We start from the raw sequence: 18,483 nt of genomic DNA, 5'->3' as shown, positions 1-18,483 counted from the left end.
GTGCGGCAGGCAGCGGGCGGGGCTAGCATCAGCCGGCGAGAAGACCGTGTGGAAGGGATCTGGTGAGCGAGCGAACCGGCACCGAGCAGGCACTGTCCGACGAGGCGCTGTCACTCCTCGGGACGAAGGTGTTCGGCTCGGCGGTCACCGCCGTCACGTCGTTGCCGGAAAGCGTGCAACGCAAGGCGGTCCGCGTGCGCACCGACGACGGCGGGGACTACACCGTCACCGAGAACGTGCGCGGCAACAGCGCACCGGTCGAGGCGGCGCTGCTGCGCAGGCTCGCGTCGGTACTGCCGGTCCCCGAGCCGGTCTACGCCGACGACGGCGATCTGCTCGGCTACCCGATCCTGGTCAAGAGGTTCGTGGCCGGGCAGACCGTCAGCTCGGTGCTGCCCACCGCGGCGGAGCGGGACGCGCGGGACATCGCGGCCGCCGTCGGCGGGGTGCTGGCCGGGATCGGCACCGTCGGGTTCGACGCGCCCGGCGAGTTCACCGACACGTCGCTGCGGCCCCGGCCATCGCCCGAATTCGACCTGCTGGCCCTGCCCGCCCACGTCGAGAACCGGCTGAACCGGCCGGGAGCGGCAAGCCACCTCGACCTCGCCGACCGTCGGCGGCTGATCGAGATCGTGGCCCGCGACGCCGCCGTCCTGACCGCCGTGCGGGACCAGGCGCGGCTCGTGCACTCCGACTTCAACGGCAAGAACATCGTGGTCCGCCAGGAGAACCGGCGCTGGCTGGTCGCCGCCGTGCTGGACTGGGAGTTCGCCTTCAGCGGCCCGCCGCTCACCGACGTCGCCAACCACCTGCGCTTCCCCGATCTCCTCCCGGCGTCCTACCGGAACGCTTTCCTGGACGCGTTCGTCGCGGGCGGCGGCGTGCTCGAGGACGACTGGGAACGCCTCGCCAGGGCGCTGGACATGTTCGCCGTGGTGGACTTCCTGGCGGCCGGGCCGGAGCACGTGTTCTTCGCCGCGACCCTCGACCACCTGCGTGCGATCATCGCGCGCGGGCACGTGTGACGCCGGCGTCGTCGAGCACCGCGCGCACCACCCGCACCGCCTCGTCGACCTGGGCGCGGTCCACCCCCGAATGCGTGACCGCACGCAGCCGCCCGTGGCCGAGTTCGGACACGCCCAGGCCGCGCCGCGCCGCGGCGGCGATGAAATCCCGCCAGGACAACCGGTCCGAGGTGATGCGGAACAGCACGATGTTGGTCCGCACCGCCTCCGGGTCCAGCTCGATCCCGTCGCACTCGGCCAGCCCGTCGGCCAGCCTGCGTGCGTTGTCGTGGTCGACGGCGAGCCGCTCCGTCCCGGTGAGCGCCAGCAGGCCGGCGGCCGCCACTACCCCGGCCTGGCGCATCCCGCCGCCGAGCATCTTGCGGACGCGGCGCGCCGCCAGCACGAAGTCCGCCGAGCCTGCCAGCACCGACCCGATCGGCGCGCCGAGGCCCTTGGACAGGCAGAACTGGACCGAGTCGACGTGCCGGGTGATCGCCGAGACCGGCACGTCCGACGCGACGGCGGCGTTGAAGACGCGGGCGCCGTCGAGGTGCACCGGCAGGCCCTTCCCGTCGGCGAAGTCGCGCACCTGCCGGAGGTAGTCCAGGGACAGCACCGCACCACCGCACCGGTTCTGGGTGTTCTCCAGGCAGATCAGCGCCGGGAGGGCGAACTGCGGATCGGTGACGTCGACCGGGAAGCCCGCCTCGAGGTCGGCGATGGCGAGCGTGCCGTCCGGACGGTTCGGCACGGATTCGTAGCTCACCCCGCCGCAGACCGAGGCGCCCGCCGCCTCGTAGACGTGGATGTCGCTCTCGGCGCCCACCAGGATCTTCGACCCCCGGGGGGCGTGCGTGAGGATCGCGGCGAGGTTGGCCATGGTGCCGCTGGGCATCAGGCAGGACGCGGCCATGTCGGTCAGTTCCGCGGCGCGGTCCTCGAGCGCGCGGACGGTGGGGTCCTCGCCGTAGACGTCGTCGCCCAGCGGGGCGCTGCTCATCGCGCGGCGCATCTCCGGCGTCGGCAGCGTGAACGTGTCGCTGCGCAGCTCGATCATCGGGACCCCACCTTCGTGCCGGCGCCGGCGACGCGCAGCCGGATGGCGTCCACCGCGGCGTCGAGTTCGCGCACCACCTCGTCCGTGCCGTCGCCCGCCGCGATGACGTGGCCGAGGCGGTCGTAGGCGTTCCGGGGCGGGCGCACCGCGGCGTTCGCCCCCGCGGTCACCGCGACGTCGACCACCCCCGGCCGCCGCCGCACCGCGTCCACTCCGTCCACTGAGGACAACTCACCGGCGCGACCGGCCAGCAGGAAGCGGATGCCCGCGTGCCCGTCGTGCGACGGCTCGATCCGCACCGGCCTGCCCAGCGCGATCAGCAGCTGCTGGGTGACGAGGTCCACCCCGCTGGCCAGCCGGACCAGTTCGGGGATCATCCCGCCCGCCAGCCGGGCGTTGATCTCGACCACCTTCGGTCCGTCCGCGGTCAGCCTCAGCTCGGTGTGCGCCGGGCCCGCGTGCCACCGCACCGCGCGCAGCGCGGCCTCCGCGACCGCGACGAGCTCGCGGCGGGTGGCCGCGGGCAGGGGCGCCGGATACAGGTGCCCGGTCTCCACGAACCACGGGCCTGCCGTCACCGACTTCGCCGTGACGCCGGACCAGACGACCGCGCCGTCGACCACCACCGTCTCCACGCTGAACTCCGGGCCGTCGAGGTACTCCTCGACGAGGACGACCCCGGCCATGGCCTGGCCACGGACGTTGGTGCCCGCCATGAAGATCTCCCCGGCGGCGCGGTGCACCTCGTCGGGCCGGACGCAGAGCCGCACCTGGTTGGACCCGGAGTCGTCGACCGGCTTGACCACGCACGGCAGCCCGATCCGCGCGATCGCCGCGGCCAGGCCGCGGGGCTCGGCCACCGCGGCGAACCGCGGCTGCGGCACGCCCGCGGTCCGCAGTGCCCTGCGCGTCGCCGCCTTGTCCCGGCAGGTCACCACGGCCTCGACCACGTTGCCCGGCAGGTCCAGCCAGTCGGCGAGCTCGGCGACGGTGCGCGCGTAGAAGTCGCTGGTGGTGGTGATGCCCGCGATGCTCTGCCTGGCGAACCGCTCCTGGATCGTGACGCGCAACTCGACCAGGGAGTTGGTGTCGCACTCGAGCACCTCGCCGCCGGTGTCCGCGAGGCTCTCGGCGAGGCCGCGGTACCGGCCGGGCGCGGCGGTGAGCAGCACCGGCCGCAACCCGAGCCGGCCGGCCGCGCGCAGCGCGGTGATCCCGGTGCCGGAGGTGTTCGCCTCGACGAAGACCAGGTGACCGGTGTCGTCCGGGCGTGGCATCCGCGCCAGCGACCACCGGTCGACCGGGGTGCCGTACTCGACGACGGTGGGCTCGGTGGCCAGCGGCATGTCGGCGACGCCGTGGCGGATCCAGTAGCCGTCGCTGTACACGGTCTCGGCGTAGCGGTCACCGCGGTCGGGGAAGATCCCCACGATCCGGCTCCCCGGCTCGGCCCGCACGGCGAGGTCGGACAGCACCCGGTACACCGAGCCGGACGTGTTGCCCGCGAAGATCTGCTGCTCCCCGGCGAGCGCGCGGGCAGCCGCGAACGCCTCGTGGTCGTTGAGCCAGTGCACCTCGTCGAGCACACCGCGGTCGAGGTTGTGCGGCGAGAGGCTGTTGCCCAGCCCGCTCTGCAGCCTGCGGGGATCGTCGGGCTGGTCGAACAGCGCGCTGCCCACGCAGTCGACGCCGACCGCGTGCAGCCGCGGCACCAGCTTGCGCAGCGCCCTCGTCGTGCCGCACATCGAGCCGCCGGAACCGACGGAGCCGACGAGCACCTCGACGCCGCCGAGGTCGCGCACCAGCTGCTCGGCGATCGGCCGGTACGCGCCGGGGTTGTCCGGGTTCGTGTACTGCCGGGGCCAGAACGCGCCGGGCAGCGTCGCCAGCAGCTCGCGCAGCCGCTCCAGCCGTGCGCTCTGCCAACCGTGGCTCGTCATCGAGGCCACCACGTGCACCTCGGTGCCCAGCGCGGTGAGCTTGGCCAGGGTGATCGGGTCGATCCGCGGGTCGGTCACGATGTGCACCGGGTGGCCGAGTGACCGGCCGACCAGCGCCAGGCCGAGCGCGAGCGTGCCGGACGAGCTCTCCACCACCGGGGCGCCGGGGCGCAGCGCGCCGATCCGCCGTGCCTGCTCGATCACCCGCTGCGCGACCCGGTCCTTCATGCCGAACGGGTTCGCCAGCTCCAGCTTGGCGTAGACGGAGGTGCCGTCGGACGCGGCGACGTCCAGCCGGACCAGTGGGGTGTGCCCGATCATGTCGGTCACCGACCGGTAGAGCACTGTCGCCTCCTGCGCTGCTCGAGAGATCCGGGATCCGGCCGCGTCCAGTCGTCGGCCGGACCGAGGGTGCGCACCACCGCGACGTCGCCGGGCAGCGCGGCGCACGCGGCCAGCGCGGCGTCGACCTTCGCGGACGCGTCGCGGTCGCGGTCGTCGATGAGGATGCCGAGCACGGTGCCGCTGTGGGCGCACGCGATGCCGAGCGCGTCCACGTCCCGGCACACCCGCCGCAGCTGCTCCAGGCACCGGTGCCGGTCGCGGCGGGCGTCCAGCTCGGTGCTGCGGGTGGCCACCGCGCCGACGGTGGCCAGGTCGCCGTCCCGGATGGCGTGCCGGGCGGCCGCCAGCAGCGCGGCGTACTCGCGCCGTTCGTCGTCGTCGTAGCCGTTGGCGCGGCGGTTGAACCGCACCGTGTCGACCTGGCCACCCTGGTCGTAGCTGACGATCCGCATCGCGGGGAGCACGCCGAGGCTCTCCCGCAACCGCACGCCGCGGTGGTCGAAATCGACGAACTGGTCGTACATGACCCCGTCCGACGGTTCGATCCGCCGCAACAGCCCTTCCAGTTCGGCGGGACCGAAGTGGGTGCCGACACCGGCCGCCACCGCCCTGGCCGTGGCCACCAGGTCGGCCGACGAGCTGGCCATCCCCTTGCCCTCCGGCAGGTCGCTGTACACGGCGAGTTCGCCGCCGCCGGGCAGCCCGGCGGCGCGCAGGGCCAGGGTGGCGAGCCGCGCCGACTTCCGCTTGCCCGCCGGCCGCACCCGCACGGTCGTCGCGTACGGCAGGTGGGTGAACTCCGCGGTGCTCCACGCGGCGGCCGGGCAGGTCACCATGAAATGCGGCAGCGGCCTGGGGAGCGCGCCCTGCAGCAGCTCGCCGAACGTACCGAAGCAGTGCCCCACCCCGAACCCCGTCGCCGCCGGGTCGAGCCGGGCGGTCTCCCGGGAGACCCGTCTAACCGCGATGGTCGCCACCTCCCCCCGCGGCGGCCCGCCGCCGGTCCCATTCGGCGGTGAGCTCGGCCGTCCGCCGTTCCTGGTCGCCGAGCAGCTCGGCGACGGCAGCCGGGTGTGCCGACCCGGCGGTGCGGAACGAGTGCAGGGCGGCCGCCACGTCGAACACGCCGGCCAGCAGGCCGGCCGGGTCGGGCAGCTCGACCCCGGACGCCGCGGCCGCCTTGGCCAGCAGCGCCGGATCGGTCCTGGCCGGTGGCAGTCCGGCGGCGGTGGCCGCCACCACGTAGCGACCGGCCACCACCTGGGCCGTGCGCCACGGGACCCGGGCCAGCAGGGTCAGCCGGTTGGCGAGGGCGAAGCCGCCGAAGTAGTCGCGTCCGCAGGCCAGTGCCATGCGGTCCCGGTCCAGGCTCGCCGCGTCCACCACCGCGGTGCACAGGCGGAGCGCGCCGTCCATCGCCGCGAACGCGTCGGCCAGCCGCGCGCCCGCCTCCTTGGACACCTCGACCGAGTTGGCGTACGGCGTGTTGCGCTGACCGAGCACGGCATCGAGGTGGCAGGCGGACACGTGCGCGAGCCTGCCGCGCACCCGTTCCAGCACGGGGAAGTTCTTCTTCTGCGGCATCGCCGCGGAGATGCCTGCCAGTTCGTCCGGCAGGTCGAGCCAGCCGAGGGCGCTGCCGCCCCAGGCCATCATGTCGGTGACGAACCGGCTGAGCTGCACCGCGAGCACACCGAGTTCCGCGGTGACCTCCAACGTCCAGCCCCGGTCGGCCACCGACACCAGCGCCGATGGCTGGCTGCGGCCGAACCCCAGCGCCCTGGCCAGCCCGTCCCGGTCCCAGGCCAGCTCCTGGCCGGCCATGGCGCCCGCGCCGAGCGGACATGCGTTGATGGCGTCGTGCGTGGCGAGCAGCCTGCGCAGGCCGTGCTGCAGCCGGTCGACCAGGGCGGCGAAGTAGAAGCCCGGCGTGATCAGCTGCGCTGCCTGCAGGTGCGTGTACCCCGGCATCGGCGTGTCGACGTGCCGGGCCGCGAACGCGTGCACGGCCCGGCAGAACACCAGGACCGTGCCCGCGAGGTCGACGAGGCGCTGCCTGCCGAACATCAGCTGGGCGCACGCCTGGTAGTCGTTGCGGCTGCGGTCCACGTGCCACGCGGGCACCGGCTCCGGCAACGCGGCCTCCACCTCCCGCTCCAGGGTGAGGGCGAGGTCGCTGAGGCAGTCCGGCGCGCGGGCGAGCAGGTCGTCGGCGGTCACGGTCCGCAGCACGGCGTCCACCGCGGCGGCCTGTCCTGCGCTCAGCACCCCGAGCCTGCACGCCTCGGCGGTGAGAGCGCGTTCCACGGCGAGGTAGTGCGGCAGGAGGTGGACCAGCTCGTAGCGCAGCTGCGGCTCGAGGACCTCGGTGCGCAGCAGTGCGGCGGGCCCGCCGAGCACCCGGCCGCTCAGCTCCGGCCCCGCGCCGCCGGTCACCGCGCGAGTCCTGCCGCCGCGGGCGTCTGCGTGCGGGTGCGCAGCGCGTCGGTGAGGAACTCCACCTGCAGCCTGGCGACCTGTTTCTCGATCTCCGCCTCGGTCACGAAGTGGCTGCTGGTCGGCAACGCGACCACGGTGTGCGGGCGGTGCGCGGCGAGCAGCGCGCCGGAGAGCCGGTAGAGGTGGGCGGCGAAGACGTTGTCGTCGCGCAGACCGTGCATCAACAGCAGCGGACGGGACAGGACATGCGCCTCGTCGATCAGCGAGCAGCGGTCGTAGTTCCGCGGGTCGGTGTCCGGGTGGCCGAGATAGCGTTCCATCCAGTAACTGGCGTAGAGCCGGGCATCGGTGAGGGCGCCGCCCGCGGCGGCCGCGTGGAACACGTCCGGCCTGCGCAGGACCGCGAGCGTGGCCAGGTACCCGGCGAAGGACCAGCCGCGGATCGCGACCCGGTCCAGGTCGAGGCAGCTCATCACCTCGGCGGCGCCGCGCAGCGCGTCCACCTGGTCCTGCAGGGCCGGGGTGGCGAAGTCACCCGCGACCTCGTGCGACCAGCCGGGGCCACGGCCGGGTGAGCCGCGGCCGTCGGCCACCACCACGGCGAAGCCCTGCTCGGCGAACCACTGGGGCAGCACGTAGCGGTCCAGCGCGGCCAGCACGCGCTGGGCGTCCGGTCCGCCGTAGGAGTCCACCAGCACGGGCAGTTTCGGGCCGTCGGGCCGGTGTCCGGCGGGCAGCACCACCGCCGTGCGGACCGCGCGGTCGCCCACGGTCAGCAGGGTCACGTTCGGGGGGATCACCGGCGCCTCGCCGGCCCAGCCGATCTCGCGGGCGGGGCGCCCGGCGCGGCGCACGTCGATCCGGAAGCCGCCCCGGCCGAGGATCCGGCCGCTCAGCACGTCGGTGCCGCCGCGGCTCTGACAGGTCCACACCCCCGGTTCGGTGGTGACGCGGCGCGCCCCGGTCCGCCGCGACCACTCCCACACCTGGATCTCGCTCGGCTCGCCGGAGGCGCCGAACAGCACCCGGTCGCCGTCGACGCCGTACACCTCGCGCACCTGCGGCCCCACCGGGCTCACCGCGCTGTCGTCCACCAGCAACCTGCTCGTACCGTCGCGATCGGACACCCAGACGAGCTCGTCGTCCGATGTGGACAGCGGAACCCCGGGGACCGGGGTGACCCACAGCGGATCGGTGTCGGTGCGCAGCACCGCGCAGGCGCCGGTGGCCGGGTCCGCCCGCAGCACCCGCAGGCTCCGCTGCGACCGGTCCTGCACGGCCAGCAACGGCCGTTCGCTCGTCCAGGTGACCGCGACCAGGTACTCGAACTCCGTCCCGTCCCAGTCGACCCGCGTGCGCGAGCCGTCGAGGCCGAACAGCCACAGCGACACGTCCGGGTTGGTCGTCCCCGCGGCCGGGTAGGCCACGACCCGGGGCGGCCGCCGCGGGTCCAGCGGATCCGGCAGGTGCCAGTGCGGCACGACCGACTCGTCGACCCTGGCCACGAGCAGCCCGTCGCCGCGCGGCGACCACCAGAAACCCCTGGTGCGCTTCATGTCCTCGGCGGCGGCGAGCTCGGCGACGCCGTACCGCACCTCGTCGTGCTCCGGCGGCGCGAGTGCGCGGTCGTGCGTGCCGTCGGCCCCGACGACACGCAGCGCACCGTCGTCCACGTAGGCGATGTGCCTGCCGTCCGGTGACGGGCGCGGGTCGAACGCCGCACCGGCCGGGCCACACACCCGCACCGTCCGGTCCGCGCCTGCCCGCAGGTCCACCGTCAGCAGCCGCCCGGACAGCGTGAACGCGGCCAGCTCGACGGCGTCGTCGGTGGCGAACGCGGTGATGCCCTCGGTGCGCTGGCGTCTGCGTTCGCGCATGAACAGTTCCGCCGCGGACGGAGCGCCGCCGTCGGCGGTTGGGATCGAGGTCGGATCGACCACCACCCGTTCGGTGCCGTCGGCCACGTCGTGCTCCCACAGGCAGGACAAGGGATCGCGGCCACCTCGGGAGCGCACGAACAACACCCGCGCGCCGTCCGGCGACACGACGATGCCGCGCGGCACACCGAGCCGCAGATGCCGGGTGGCGACGTACTGGTCGAGCAGCAGGTCCGTTGGTGTCACCGCGTTCCCCTCCCCCGGCGCCCGCAGGCGATCCGGTGTGTGGCCCTCGCACCGGATCGTGCCCGTTGCGCGCCGACCGCGACGAGCCCTGCCGCGCAACCGTGTTCCCAACCCCAATCGTCGTTGTGTCAGGCCATAGCGACGGCGCCGCCGTGCCGGTGCCGGTGTGAGGCTGGCGGAGTCGCAGGGTCCAGCCCCGTCCGGAGGTGATCATCGCCGTGGCCACGTCGTCGCACCGCACCGTGGTCGACCTGGTGCGCGAACACGCCGCCCGCGAGCCGGACCGGCCCGCGGTGCTCGGCGCGGAAACCCTCACCTACGGGCAGCTGCTGCGCCAGGTGTGCGGGGTGCGCGAATGGCTGCGCGGCCGGCGGATCGGCAGCGGCGACCGGGTCGCGGTCGTACGCGGGCGCGGCACGGAACTGGTCGCGCTCATCCTGGGCATCCTCGACCTCGGCGCCGTCTACGTCCCGGTCGACCCCACCCACCCGGCGCCACTGCGCGACCGGATGCTGGCGCTCACCCGGCCGCGGCTGACGGTCGACGACCGCACCGCGCTGCCCGCCCCCGCGGCGCCGGCACCGGCGCCGGCACCGGCGCGAGCCGGCCACGCCGACGACACCGCGTACGTGATCTTCACGTCGGGCAGCACCGGCGACCCCAAGGGAGTCGCCCTGACCCACGCCGGCCTGCTCGACTACGCGCTGGCCCTCCCTGCCCGGGTCGGGATGGCGGCCGGCGACCGGAGCCTCGGCCTGGCCCCGCCGGGTTTCTCCTCGTCACTGCGGCAGCTGCTGCTGCCACTGGCCACCGGCGCCGCCACCGTGATCGCCTCGGACGACGAGGTCCGCACGCCGTGGCAGTTCCTCGACCTGCTCGCCCGGCACCGGGTGACCCAGCTCGACGTCGTGCCGTCGTTCTGGCGGGTCCTCACCGCGGTCGAGGACGACGGCGAGCTGCGGGCGGCGCTGCGCCACGTGCGGCGGGTGCTGTTCGCCAGCGAGCGGCTGGACGCGGGACTGGTCCAGCGCACGGTGGCGCTCACCGGCGGCTGCCGGGTGTGGAACATGTACGGCTGCAGCGAGACCACCGGGATCGTGGCGGCCCGCGACGTCACGGACGCCGCCGAGGGCGGTGACGCGCTGCCGATCGGCGACGCGCTGGACCACGTGCGGTTGACCACGCGCGGCGAACCGGGCGAGACCGAGCTGGTGGTCACCGGCCGGGCCGTCACGACCGGGTACCTGCCGCCCGCGGCGGGCACGGTCGAGCACCTCGCCGACGGGACCCGCAGGCTCGCCACCGGCGACCTGGTCGACCACGACCCGGCGACCGGGTTCGTCTGGCGGGGGCGCAAGGACCGGCAAAGCAAGGTACGCGGCTTCCGCGTCAACCACACGGCGCTGGAAGCCGAGCTGGACCACTGTCCGGGGGTCGAGTGCAGCGCGGTGGTGACCGCGGGCGAGGACGGGGTCGAGGTGGCCTACGTCAGCAGTCCGGGCGTCCGGCTGGACCCGGCCGACCTGATCGAGTGGTCACGCAGGCACCTCCCGCTCCCCATGGTCCCGGCCGTCGCGCACCGGATCGAGGACTGGCCGCGGTTGCGGAGCGGGAAGACCGACCTGGTGCACCTGCGCCACCTGTGCGGGACGCGGGCAAGCCGACAACTGTGAAGGGGCGGATGTGAAGACGATCACCGATGCTGGGCGCTACCCGACTGCCGCGCGGATGTTCAACTCGGCCGTGGCCGGCTGGGCGATCGGCGCGGCGTGGGAGCTGGGCGCGCTGGACGAGCTCAACGAGCACGGCACGATCGACGCCGAGGAGTTCGCCGCGAGCCATCGGCTGGACGCGTCGGCGACGCTGGCGATGTTCCGGGCACTGGCCGCCGTGGACATCGTGCGACGCGACCACACCAAGGTGATGACCTCGATCCACTTCGACGAGGTCTTCCAGACCCGGTCGTTCTTCCACTGGCTGTCCCGGGGCAGTGCCGAGTTGTTCCGGGAGATGCCGTCGGTGCTGCGCGCGGACAACCGGGTGGGCCAGTACTACCGGCGGGACGCCGCGGCGATCGCGTTCGCCTGCCGCGAGATCAACACCCGGTGCTACGACGCGCACTTCTGGTCCTGTGTGGACGGACTGGGCTTCGAACCGGCGTCGGTCGCCGACCTCGGGTGCGGCAGCGGGGAACGGCTGATCCAGCTGCTGGCGCGCTTCCCGGGCGCGACCGGCGCCGGGGTGGACATCGCGCCGGACTCCCTCGCGGTGGCGCGGGCCGACGCCGAGCGGGCCGGTCTCGCCGGACGGTTGTCGTTCGTCCAGGCCGACGTCCTCACCATGTCGCCGAGGACCGAGTTCGCCGACGTGGAGCTGCTGACGTGCTTCATGATGGGCCACGACTTCTGGCCGAGAGCGGAGTGCATCCGGACACTGGCCCGGTTGCGCGACGTGTTCCCCCGCGCGCGCCGGTTCCTGATCGGTGACGCCACCAGGACCGTCGACATCGCGGACAACCGGCTGCCCGTGTTCACCCTCGGCTTCGAGGTCGCCCACGACCTGATGGACACCTACATCCCGACCGTCGCCGAGTGGGAGACCACCTTCGAGCCCGCGGGCTGGCGGTTGCGCCGCCGTCACGACATCGACCTGCTCGTCGGCGAACAGATCTTCGAGCTGGAGCGGCTCTGATGGTGCGGCCGGACTACCCGGGACAGGTGAGCGCATGACAGCGACCAGGGACGTGGCCGGGCGGACGAGCAGCAGGCGCCCGCCGCCCGGGCACGTGCGGCGCTGGCGGCAGACCGTCACGTCCGGTCCGGCCGTCCCGGCGCCCGACCTGCTGGCCGCCGTGTTCGCCGTGTTCGTGCACCGGTACCTCGGCGCGTCCTCGGTCCCGTTGGCGGTCGACCGCGACGGCCGGCTGTCGACAGTGGACAGCACCGTGTCCGGCGCGACCACGATCACCGGGCTCGCGGCGGAACTCGCCGCCGCGGCGCCGTCGCCGGAGCCACCGCTGGGCGCCTTCCGGCACGCCGGCGTTCCGCGTGAGGACCCGCGGTGGCAGGCACCGCCCGCCGGCCTCGCGCTCGACGTCACCGGCACCGGTCCGGAGTACGACATCACGCTGCACTGCGCCGACGGCAGGCGCACCGCGTCCTTCGTGGACCGGATGGTGGCGAACTTCCGCACGCTGCTCACCGACGCGCTCGCCCGGCCCGCGCACCCGGTGCTCGACCTCGACCTGATCTCCCCGGCCGAACGCGCGCAGCTGACCGGGCCCCTCGCCGGCGTCGACCGCGCGTACCCACGCGACGCCACCATCCACGGGCTGTTCCGGGCGCGGGCCGCGGCCGATCCGGACGCACCCGCCGTCGAGTGCGACGGGACGGTGCTCACCTACCGGGAGCTCGACGAGCGGGCCAACCGGCTGGCCAGGGTGTTGCTGGGGACCGGTCTGGTGCCGGGCGACCGGGTCGGCGTCGCCGTGTCCCGCACCGCCGACCTGCCCGCCCTGTTGCTGGCGATCCTCGGGATCGGCTGCGCCTACGTGCCGTTCGACCCCACCTACCCGGCCGCGCGGCTGGCCGTGACGGCCCGCACGGCGACGGTCGCCGCCGTGGTGCACGACGCGGGCAACCGTCCGGAGTGGACGGACGCGAAGACCCACTCGCTCGCCGCGTTGTGCGCCAGGGCCGGGGCCGAGCCCGCCACCGCGCCACCCGTCTCCGCCGACCGGGACGCGGTGTCGCACGTGATCTTCACGTCCGGCTCGACCGGGGTGCCGAAGGGCGTCGTGGTCCACCACCGCAACGTGGTCGCCCTGCTCGCCTGGGCACACGAGCAGTACACCGCCGACGAGGTGCGCCGGGTGCTGTTCAGCACGTCGCTGAACTTCGACGTCTCGGTGTTCGAGCTGTGGTGCCCGCTGACCATGGGCGGATGCCTCGTCGTGGTGCCGAATGTGCTGGCCCTGGTCGAGTCCGGAGCGCCGGCGCCGACGCTGGTCAGCACCGTGCCGAGCGCGCTGGCGACGCTGGTGCGGGAACGGGCGCTGCCCGCGTCGGTCCGCGTGGTCAACGTCGCCGGGGAGGCGCTCGGCCGCTCGGTCGTCAACGGCGTGTTCACCACGAGTGCGGTGCGCCGGGTCTGCAACCTGTACGGCCCGACCGAGGACACCACCTACTCCACCGCGGTGTCCTTCACCGGACCGGTCGCGGGCACCCCGACGATCGGCAGGCCGATCCCGAACACCCGCGCCTACGTGCTCGACGCCGCGGGCCGCCTGGTCCCCCGCGGGGTCACCGGTGAGCTGGCGCTCGGCGGCGCCGGTCTGTCCAGCGGCTACCTCGGGGATCCGGACCGCACGGCCGCGGCGTTCGTCCCGGCGCCCGCCGGGCTGGGCGCCGGCCCCGTGCTCTACCGGACGGGTGACCTGGTCCGGTGGACCGAGGACGGCGAACTGCTGTTCCTCGGCCGCCAGGACAACCAGGTGAAGCTGCGCGGGCACCGGATCGAACTCGACGAGGTCGAGGCGGTCCTGCGCGACCTGCCCGGTGTCGCCCAGTGCGCCGTGCGGCTGCACCACGACAACGCCGGGGAACCGCGGCTGGTCGGGCACGTGCTGCCGGACGGCGCGCACGTCCGGCCCGCGGACCTGCGGGCGCGGCTGGCCGAGGTGCTGCCCGCCCACATGGTGCCGACGGTGCACGTGGACCCGGCGCTCCCGTTGACCCCCAACGGAAAACTCGATCGCGCGGCGCTCATCGCACCGCCCGTGGCCGGGACGGGCCCCACCGAACCCGCCACCCCGGCCGAAGCCGCGCTGTGCGAGCTGTTCGCGCAGGCGCTCGACGCGCCCCGGGTCGGTCCGGACGACTCGTTCTTCGACCTCGGCGGCGACTCGCTCGTCGCGATCCGCCTCGTCGGCCGGATCAAGGCACGGCTGGGTGTCCGGCTGGCGATGCGGGACCTGTTCGACGCACCGACCCCGGCCGCGCTGTGCCGCGGGCTCGAGCCCGGGCCGGACGCGAGCGCAGCCGCCAGGGCGCACCGGTCCGGCGCGGACCGCGTCCCGCTGTCCTTCGCCCAGCAGCGGCTGTGGCTGCTGCACCGCATGGCCGACCGGGGCGACCTCTACAACTTCCCCGTCGTGGTGCGGCTCTCCGGCCCGCTCGACCGCGACGCCCTGCACAGCGCGCTGCGCGACGTCGTGCGCAGGCACGAGAGCCTGCGCACGATCCTGCCGGAGCGCGACGGCGTGCCCGAGCAGGTCGTGTTGCCCGCCGACGCCACCGGTCCCGTGTGGACGATCACCGGCATCGACGAGGAGCACCTCGACGAGCAGGTGGCGGCGTTCGCCGCGCACCGGTTCGACCTGTCGGCCGAACGCCCGTTCCGGGCCGCGTTGTTCGTATTGGGGCCGGAGGAGAACGTGCTGGTCCTGCTCATGCACCACACCTGCAGCGACGGGTGGTCGATGGGCACGCTGTCGCGGGACCTCGCCACGGCCTACCGGGCCCGCACGGCGGGCGGGGCACCGCGGTGGCGGGCGGCGCCGGTGCGCTACACCGACCACGCGGTCCGGCAGCGGGCGGCTCTCGGCGACCCGGCCGACCAGGACAGCCCGGCCGCCGCTCAGCTGCGGTTCTGGACCGGCGCGCTGCGCGGTCTGCCCGACGAGGTCGGGCTGCCGCTGGACCGCCCCCGCCCGCCGGTCCCGTCCTACCGGGGCGACGCGGTCACGTTCCGGGTGTCCCGCGCGGTGCACGAACGGGTCGCCGCGCTGGCACGGCGCACCAGGACGACCCCGTTCATGGTGTTCCAGGCAGCCGTCGCGGTGCTGCTGGCCAAGATCACCGGCGGCGACGACGTCCCGATCGGCACCACCGTCGCGGGACGGGAAGACGAGGAACTCGCCGACGTGGTCGGGTTCTTCGTGAACACGCTGGTGCTGCGCACCGACGTGTCCGGGAACCCCTCGTTCGACACCGTGCTCGCCAGGGTGCGGCGTGCCGACCTCGCGGCGTTCGCCAACCAGGGGGTGCCGTTCGAACAGGTCGTCGAGGCGGTGAACCCCGCAAGGTCGGCGGCCAGGCACCCGCTGTTCCAGGTGCTGGTGACCGCCGACGCCAAGGAGGTACCGCTGGACCTGCCAGGGCTCCGCACCACCGCTCACGAGCGGGAGTTCGGCGTGGCGAAGTTCGACCTGAACGTCAACTTCGACGTCCGGCACGACGCGGACCGCGCACCGTCCGGAGTGGACGTCGAACTGCGGTTCGCCACCGACCTGTTCGACCGGTCGACGGCGCGGGCGATCGCCGGCTGGCTGGTCAGGGTGCTCGACGCGGCCACGGCCGACCCGGGGGCCCCGGTCGGCCGGATCGAACTGCTCGACCGGGAGCAGCGGCGGCGCGTCCTGGTCGACTGGAACGACACCGCGCGCCCGGTCGAGCAGACCACGCTGCCCGAGCTGTTCCGGCGACAGGTGCGCGCCACCCCGGACCTGCCCGCCGTGCGCATGGGTGACGCCGAGTTGTCCTACGCCGGGCTCGACGCCAAGGCCAACAGGGTGGCGCGCCACCTCATCGGGCTCGGCATCGGGCCGGACGACCTCGTCGGGCTGCACCTGCCGCGGTCGATCGACATGGTGGTCGCGGTGTGGGCCACCCTCAAGGCGGGCGCGGCCTACCTGCCGCTGGACCCCGGTTACCCGGAGGAGCGGATCTCGTTCATGCTGCGGGACGCGCGTCCCCGGGTGGTGCTGACCGAACTGCCCGACCTCGACGACATCGCGGCGGACGAGGTGACCGACGCCGACCGGGTGCGGCCGCTGCTGCCGCACCACCTCTGCTACGTCATCTACACCTCCGGCTCGACCGGCAGGCCCAAGGGGGTCGAGGTCCCGGTCGCGGCGCTGGTCAACCTGGTCGCCTGGTACGGCGGGTTCGGCTCGGCGCGCCGGGTCGCGCAGTTCTCCGCGATCAGCTTCGACGTGGCGGCCATGGAGATCCTCATCGCCACGCTCAGCGGCGGCTGCCTCGTCGTCGCCGACGACGACACGCGCAAGGACCCGGACCGGCTCGTCCGCTGGCTCGCCGAGCACCGGGTCGGCGAGCTCATCGCACCGAACCTCGTCATCGACGCCGTCTGCGCGGCGGCCGCCAGAGCGGGCACGACCCTGCCCGCGCTGAACCAGATCGGCCAGGGCGGGGAGGCGCTGATCCTGTCCGGGGCGCTGGCCGAGTTCTACCGGGCCCGGCCCGGCAGGCGGCTCGACAACTACTACGGCCCCACCGAGACCCACCTCGCCACCGCGCACACCCTGCCGTCCACAGTGGAGGAATGGCGGGCGGACCCGCCGATCGGCCGCCCGATCGCCAACATGCGTGCCTACGTGCTGGACCGATGGGGGTGCCCGGTCCCGGTCGGGGTCACCGGCGAGCTGTACCTCGCGGGCGCCCAGCTCGCGCGCGGCTACCACCGCAGGCCGGCACTGACGGCGAGCCGGTTCGTGCCGGACCCGTTCGGGCCGCCGGGCGAGCGGATGTACCGCACCGGCGACCTGGTGCGGTGGTCACCCGCCGGTGAGCTGCTGTTCGTCGGCCGGGTCGACCACCAGGTGAAGATCCGCGGGTTCCGCGTCGAGACCGGGGAGATCGAGGCCCGCCTGCGCGAGCACCCCGACGTGGCGAACGCGGCCGTCGTCCCCGTCGAGGACACCCCGGGCGCCAAGCGGCTGGTCGCCTACGTCGCCACCGGGGCGAACCGTCCGGACACCGCGGCGCTGCGCGGGCACCTCGCCCGGACGCTGCCCGACTTCATGGTGCCCGCCGCCTACGTCGTGCTGGAGTCGTTGCCGCTCAACCCCAACGGCAAGCTCGACCGCGGTGCCCTGCCCGCGCCGCCGACCGGTGGCAGCGCGGCCCGCGACCCGGGCAGCGACCGCGAACGGCTCGTCTGCGCGCTGTTCGCCGAGGTGCTCGACGTCGACGCGATGAGCCCCGACGAGGACTTCTTCGCCCTCGGCGGGCACTCCCTGAGCGCGAGCAGGCTGGTCGGTCTCATCCGGTCGCGCACCGGTGCCGAGGTGTCGATCCGCGACCTGTTCGAACGTCCGACGCCTGCCGGACTGACCGCACTGCTCGACGACGGACCCGGCGAGGAGGCCCGGTGAGCACGGCACGACCCGTCCTGCACCACGTCGGTGTGCAGACCTTCGACCTGGCGAACTCGGTGGCCTGGTACCGGGACTTCTTCGGCTGCGAGACCAACTGGTCGACCGACCGGTTCTCGGCCCTCACCCGCAGCCGCCTGCCCGGGGTGACCCGCCTGACCGAGGTGGACTTCGCCGGGGTGCGCCTGCACCTGTTCGAACGCCGGGGAACCGAGCGCGCCGAGGCCACCGACCAGGTGCGGTTCCAGCACCTGTGCGTCCGCGTCGCGGAGGCGGCCGAACTGCCGTGGTGGCGCGACCGGTGGTGGGAGCTGTACCGGTCCGGCCGCTACCGCTTCCTCACCGACGCCCCGCCCACCGAGATCGTCGTGGACGCCGCCGGGATCAGCAGCTTCTACTGCCTCGACGTCAACGGGCTGGAGTTCGAGTTCACCCACGTCCCGGAGGCCGCCTCATGAGCGCGACGACATCCAGGGCGGTGGCGCTGTCCCCGCCGTCGGGCACCGGGTGGGACTTCGGCGACTACCCCTACGGGCTGGAGCCGCTCACGTTGCCGCGCCCTGGCGAGTCGATCGTCACCGGCGGCCCCGACCTGGCACCCGTGTGCCGGGAACTGGTGGCCGCCGTGCGGGAGCGGCGGCTGGGTACCGTGCCCGCCGGCCCGCGGGACCTGGAGCGGCTGTTCTGGTTCCGCTGGATGATCGGCCACCACGTCTCCTTCGTCATCTGGCGGCTGCTGGCCGAGGCCGTGGGACGGCTGTCCGACCCGGACACGGACCAGGTGGCCACGGCGAGGGCGATCACCTGGTACGTGCGCGGCTACAGCGCGATGCTGCTCTACACCGCGTCGAGCACGCGGAAGATCTACAACAGCACCATCCGGCCGAGCATGTACCGCCTGCACGACACGTTCAGCGGCACGTGGGCCGCGGACTTCGCCCCGGTGCGCAGTGTCTTCCGCAGCAGGCGCGTCCCACCGGTGCCGCCGAGCGAACTGGCGGCCCTGCGCGAGGAGGTCGCGCTCGGCCACCGCATCCACCTCGGCGTCGCGTCGAAACTGGTGCGCGACGGCCGGTCGCTGCTGCAGCACCTGGTGGACCACCCCGCGGCGCACCAGCCGCGGATGTGGGGCGCGATCTTCGACTGCTACTTCCTCACCGTGCGCGAACCGGTGTCCGAGCACGAGGTGACCGTGCAGATGCTGCGGCGCTGCAAGGCCGTGCTCGCCGACCTCGCCACCAACGGTCTCCGGCCTGCCGCCGCCGACTACCCGGAACCGGTGCCGGAGGAACTGCGCACACCGCGGGTCCGCGCGTGCGAACGCGATCTCGTCGACATCGTGCTGCGGATGGCCACGCTGGCCGTGTCCGCCGACCGGGGCAGGTGAGCCCGACGC

General features: G+C 73.9%; 11 protein-coding genes. 6 read left to right on the top strand and 5 right to left on the bottom strand.

The annotated features are described in order from the left end of the window. Positions 1 to 62 precede the first annotated feature (62 nt). Positions 63 to 1,025: a phosphotransferase family protein gene (locus ACYQ77_RS42925; protein ID WP_459723119.1), complete on the top strand. Its 963-nt coding sequence runs from the start codon at positions 63 to 65 to the stop codon at positions 1,023 to 1,025. Here ACYQ77_RS42925 and ACYQ77_RS42920 read toward each other — a convergent pair. From ACYQ77_RS42920 to ACYQ77_RS42900, 5 genes are read right to left on the bottom strand one after another with little or no spacing between them, the layout of a single operon-like run. Beyond that, positions 1,003 to 2,064 carry a GntG family PLP-dependent aldolase gene (locus ACYQ77_RS42920; protein WP_459723118.1) on the bottom strand — a complete coding sequence of 354 codons (1,062 nt, stop codon included), beginning with the start codon at positions 2,062 to 2,064 and terminating at the stop codon, positions 1,003 to 1,005. The two genes, ACYQ77_RS42925 and ACYQ77_RS42920, sit on opposite strands and share 23 nt — an antisense overlap. Next, entirely contained in the window at positions 2,061 to 4,349 is a 2,289-nt protein-coding gene (locus ACYQ77_RS42915; protein WP_459723115.1) for a pyridoxal-phosphate dependent enzyme, read from the bottom strand. Before ACYQ77_RS42915 ends, ACYQ77_RS42920 begins: the two co-directional genes overlap by 4 nt. Further along, positions 4,331 to 5,326, bottom strand: a complete 996-nt coding sequence (locus ACYQ77_RS42910) for a GHMP family kinase ATP-binding protein (RefSeq protein ID WP_459723113.1) — start codon at positions 5,324 to 5,326, stop codon at positions 4,331 to 4,333. The genes ACYQ77_RS42915 and ACYQ77_RS42910 overlap by 19 nt, the downstream gene beginning before the upstream one ends. After that, positions 5,307 to 6,785 (bottom strand): lyase family protein, encoded by a 1,479-nt coding sequence (locus ACYQ77_RS42905; RefSeq protein WP_459723110.1) that lies wholly within the window; start codon positions 6,783 to 6,785, stop codon positions 5,307 to 5,309. Before ACYQ77_RS42905 ends, ACYQ77_RS42910 begins: the two co-directional genes overlap by 20 nt. Continuing rightward, positions 6,782 to 8,911, bottom strand: a complete 2,130-nt coding sequence (locus ACYQ77_RS42900) for a S9 family peptidase (RefSeq protein ID WP_459723108.1) — start codon at positions 8,909 to 8,911, stop codon at positions 6,782 to 6,784. Before ACYQ77_RS42900 ends, ACYQ77_RS42905 begins: the two co-directional genes overlap by 4 nt. Before the next feature lie 206 nt (positions 8,912 to 9,117). On the opposite strand from ACYQ77_RS42900, the gene ACYQ77_RS42895 reads away from it, so the two are divergent. The 5 genes from ACYQ77_RS42895 to ACYQ77_RS42875 are packed head-to-tail and all read left to right on the top strand — an operon-like array spanning position 9,118 to position 18,474. Beyond that, a complete protein-coding gene (locus tag ACYQ77_RS42895) occupies positions 9,118 to 10,584 on the top strand; it encodes an AMP-binding protein (RefSeq protein ID WP_459723107.1) in 1,467 nt (488 codons plus the stop codon). A gap of 10 nt (positions 10,585 to 10,594) precedes the next feature. Then, positions 10,595 to 11,602: a class I SAM-dependent methyltransferase gene (locus tag ACYQ77_RS42890; protein WP_459723105.1), complete on the top strand. Its 1,008-nt coding sequence runs from the start codon at positions 10,595 to 10,597 to the stop codon at positions 11,600 to 11,602. Positions 11,603 to 11,636: 34 nt separating this feature from the next. Continuing rightward, positions 11,637 to 17,087, top strand: a complete 5,451-nt coding sequence (locus tag ACYQ77_RS42885) for an amino acid adenylation domain-containing protein (RefSeq protein ID WP_459723104.1) — start codon at positions 11,637 to 11,639, stop codon at positions 17,085 to 17,087. Beyond that, on the top strand, positions 17,084 to 17,545 hold the full coding sequence (locus tag ACYQ77_RS42880; RefSeq protein ID WP_459723102.1) for a VOC family protein: 462 nt from the start codon (positions 17,084 to 17,086) through the stop codon (positions 17,543 to 17,545). The genes ACYQ77_RS42885 and ACYQ77_RS42880 overlap by 4 nt, the downstream gene beginning before the upstream one ends. Beyond that, positions 17,542 to 18,474 carry a hypothetical protein gene (locus tag ACYQ77_RS42875; protein ID WP_459723099.1) on the top strand — a complete coding sequence of 311 codons (933 nt, stop codon included), beginning with the start codon at positions 17,542 to 17,544 and terminating at the stop codon, positions 18,472 to 18,474. Before ACYQ77_RS42880 ends, ACYQ77_RS42875 begins: the two co-directional genes overlap by 4 nt. Positions 18,475 to 18,483: the final 9 nt, after the last annotated feature.

This window comes from Actinophytocola sp. KF-1, from assembly GCF_054661535.1.
This window is presented reverse-complemented; position numbering and strand designations above follow the sequence as displayed.

Excerpts from the sequence above, each read along its gene's own strand:
- ACYQ77_RS42920 (WP_459723118.1), bottom strand. The coding sequence starts at position 2,064 with ATGATCGAGCTGCGCAGCGACACGTTCACGCTGCCGACGCCGGAGATG.
- ACYQ77_RS42885 (WP_459723104.1), top strand. The coding sequence starts at position 11,637 with ATGACAGCGACCAGGGACGTGGCCGGGCGGACGAGCAGCAGGCGCCCG.
- ACYQ77_RS42875 (WP_459723099.1), top strand. The coding sequence starts at position 17,542 with ATGAGCGCGACGACATCCAGGGCGGTGGCGCTGTCCCCGCCGTCGGGC.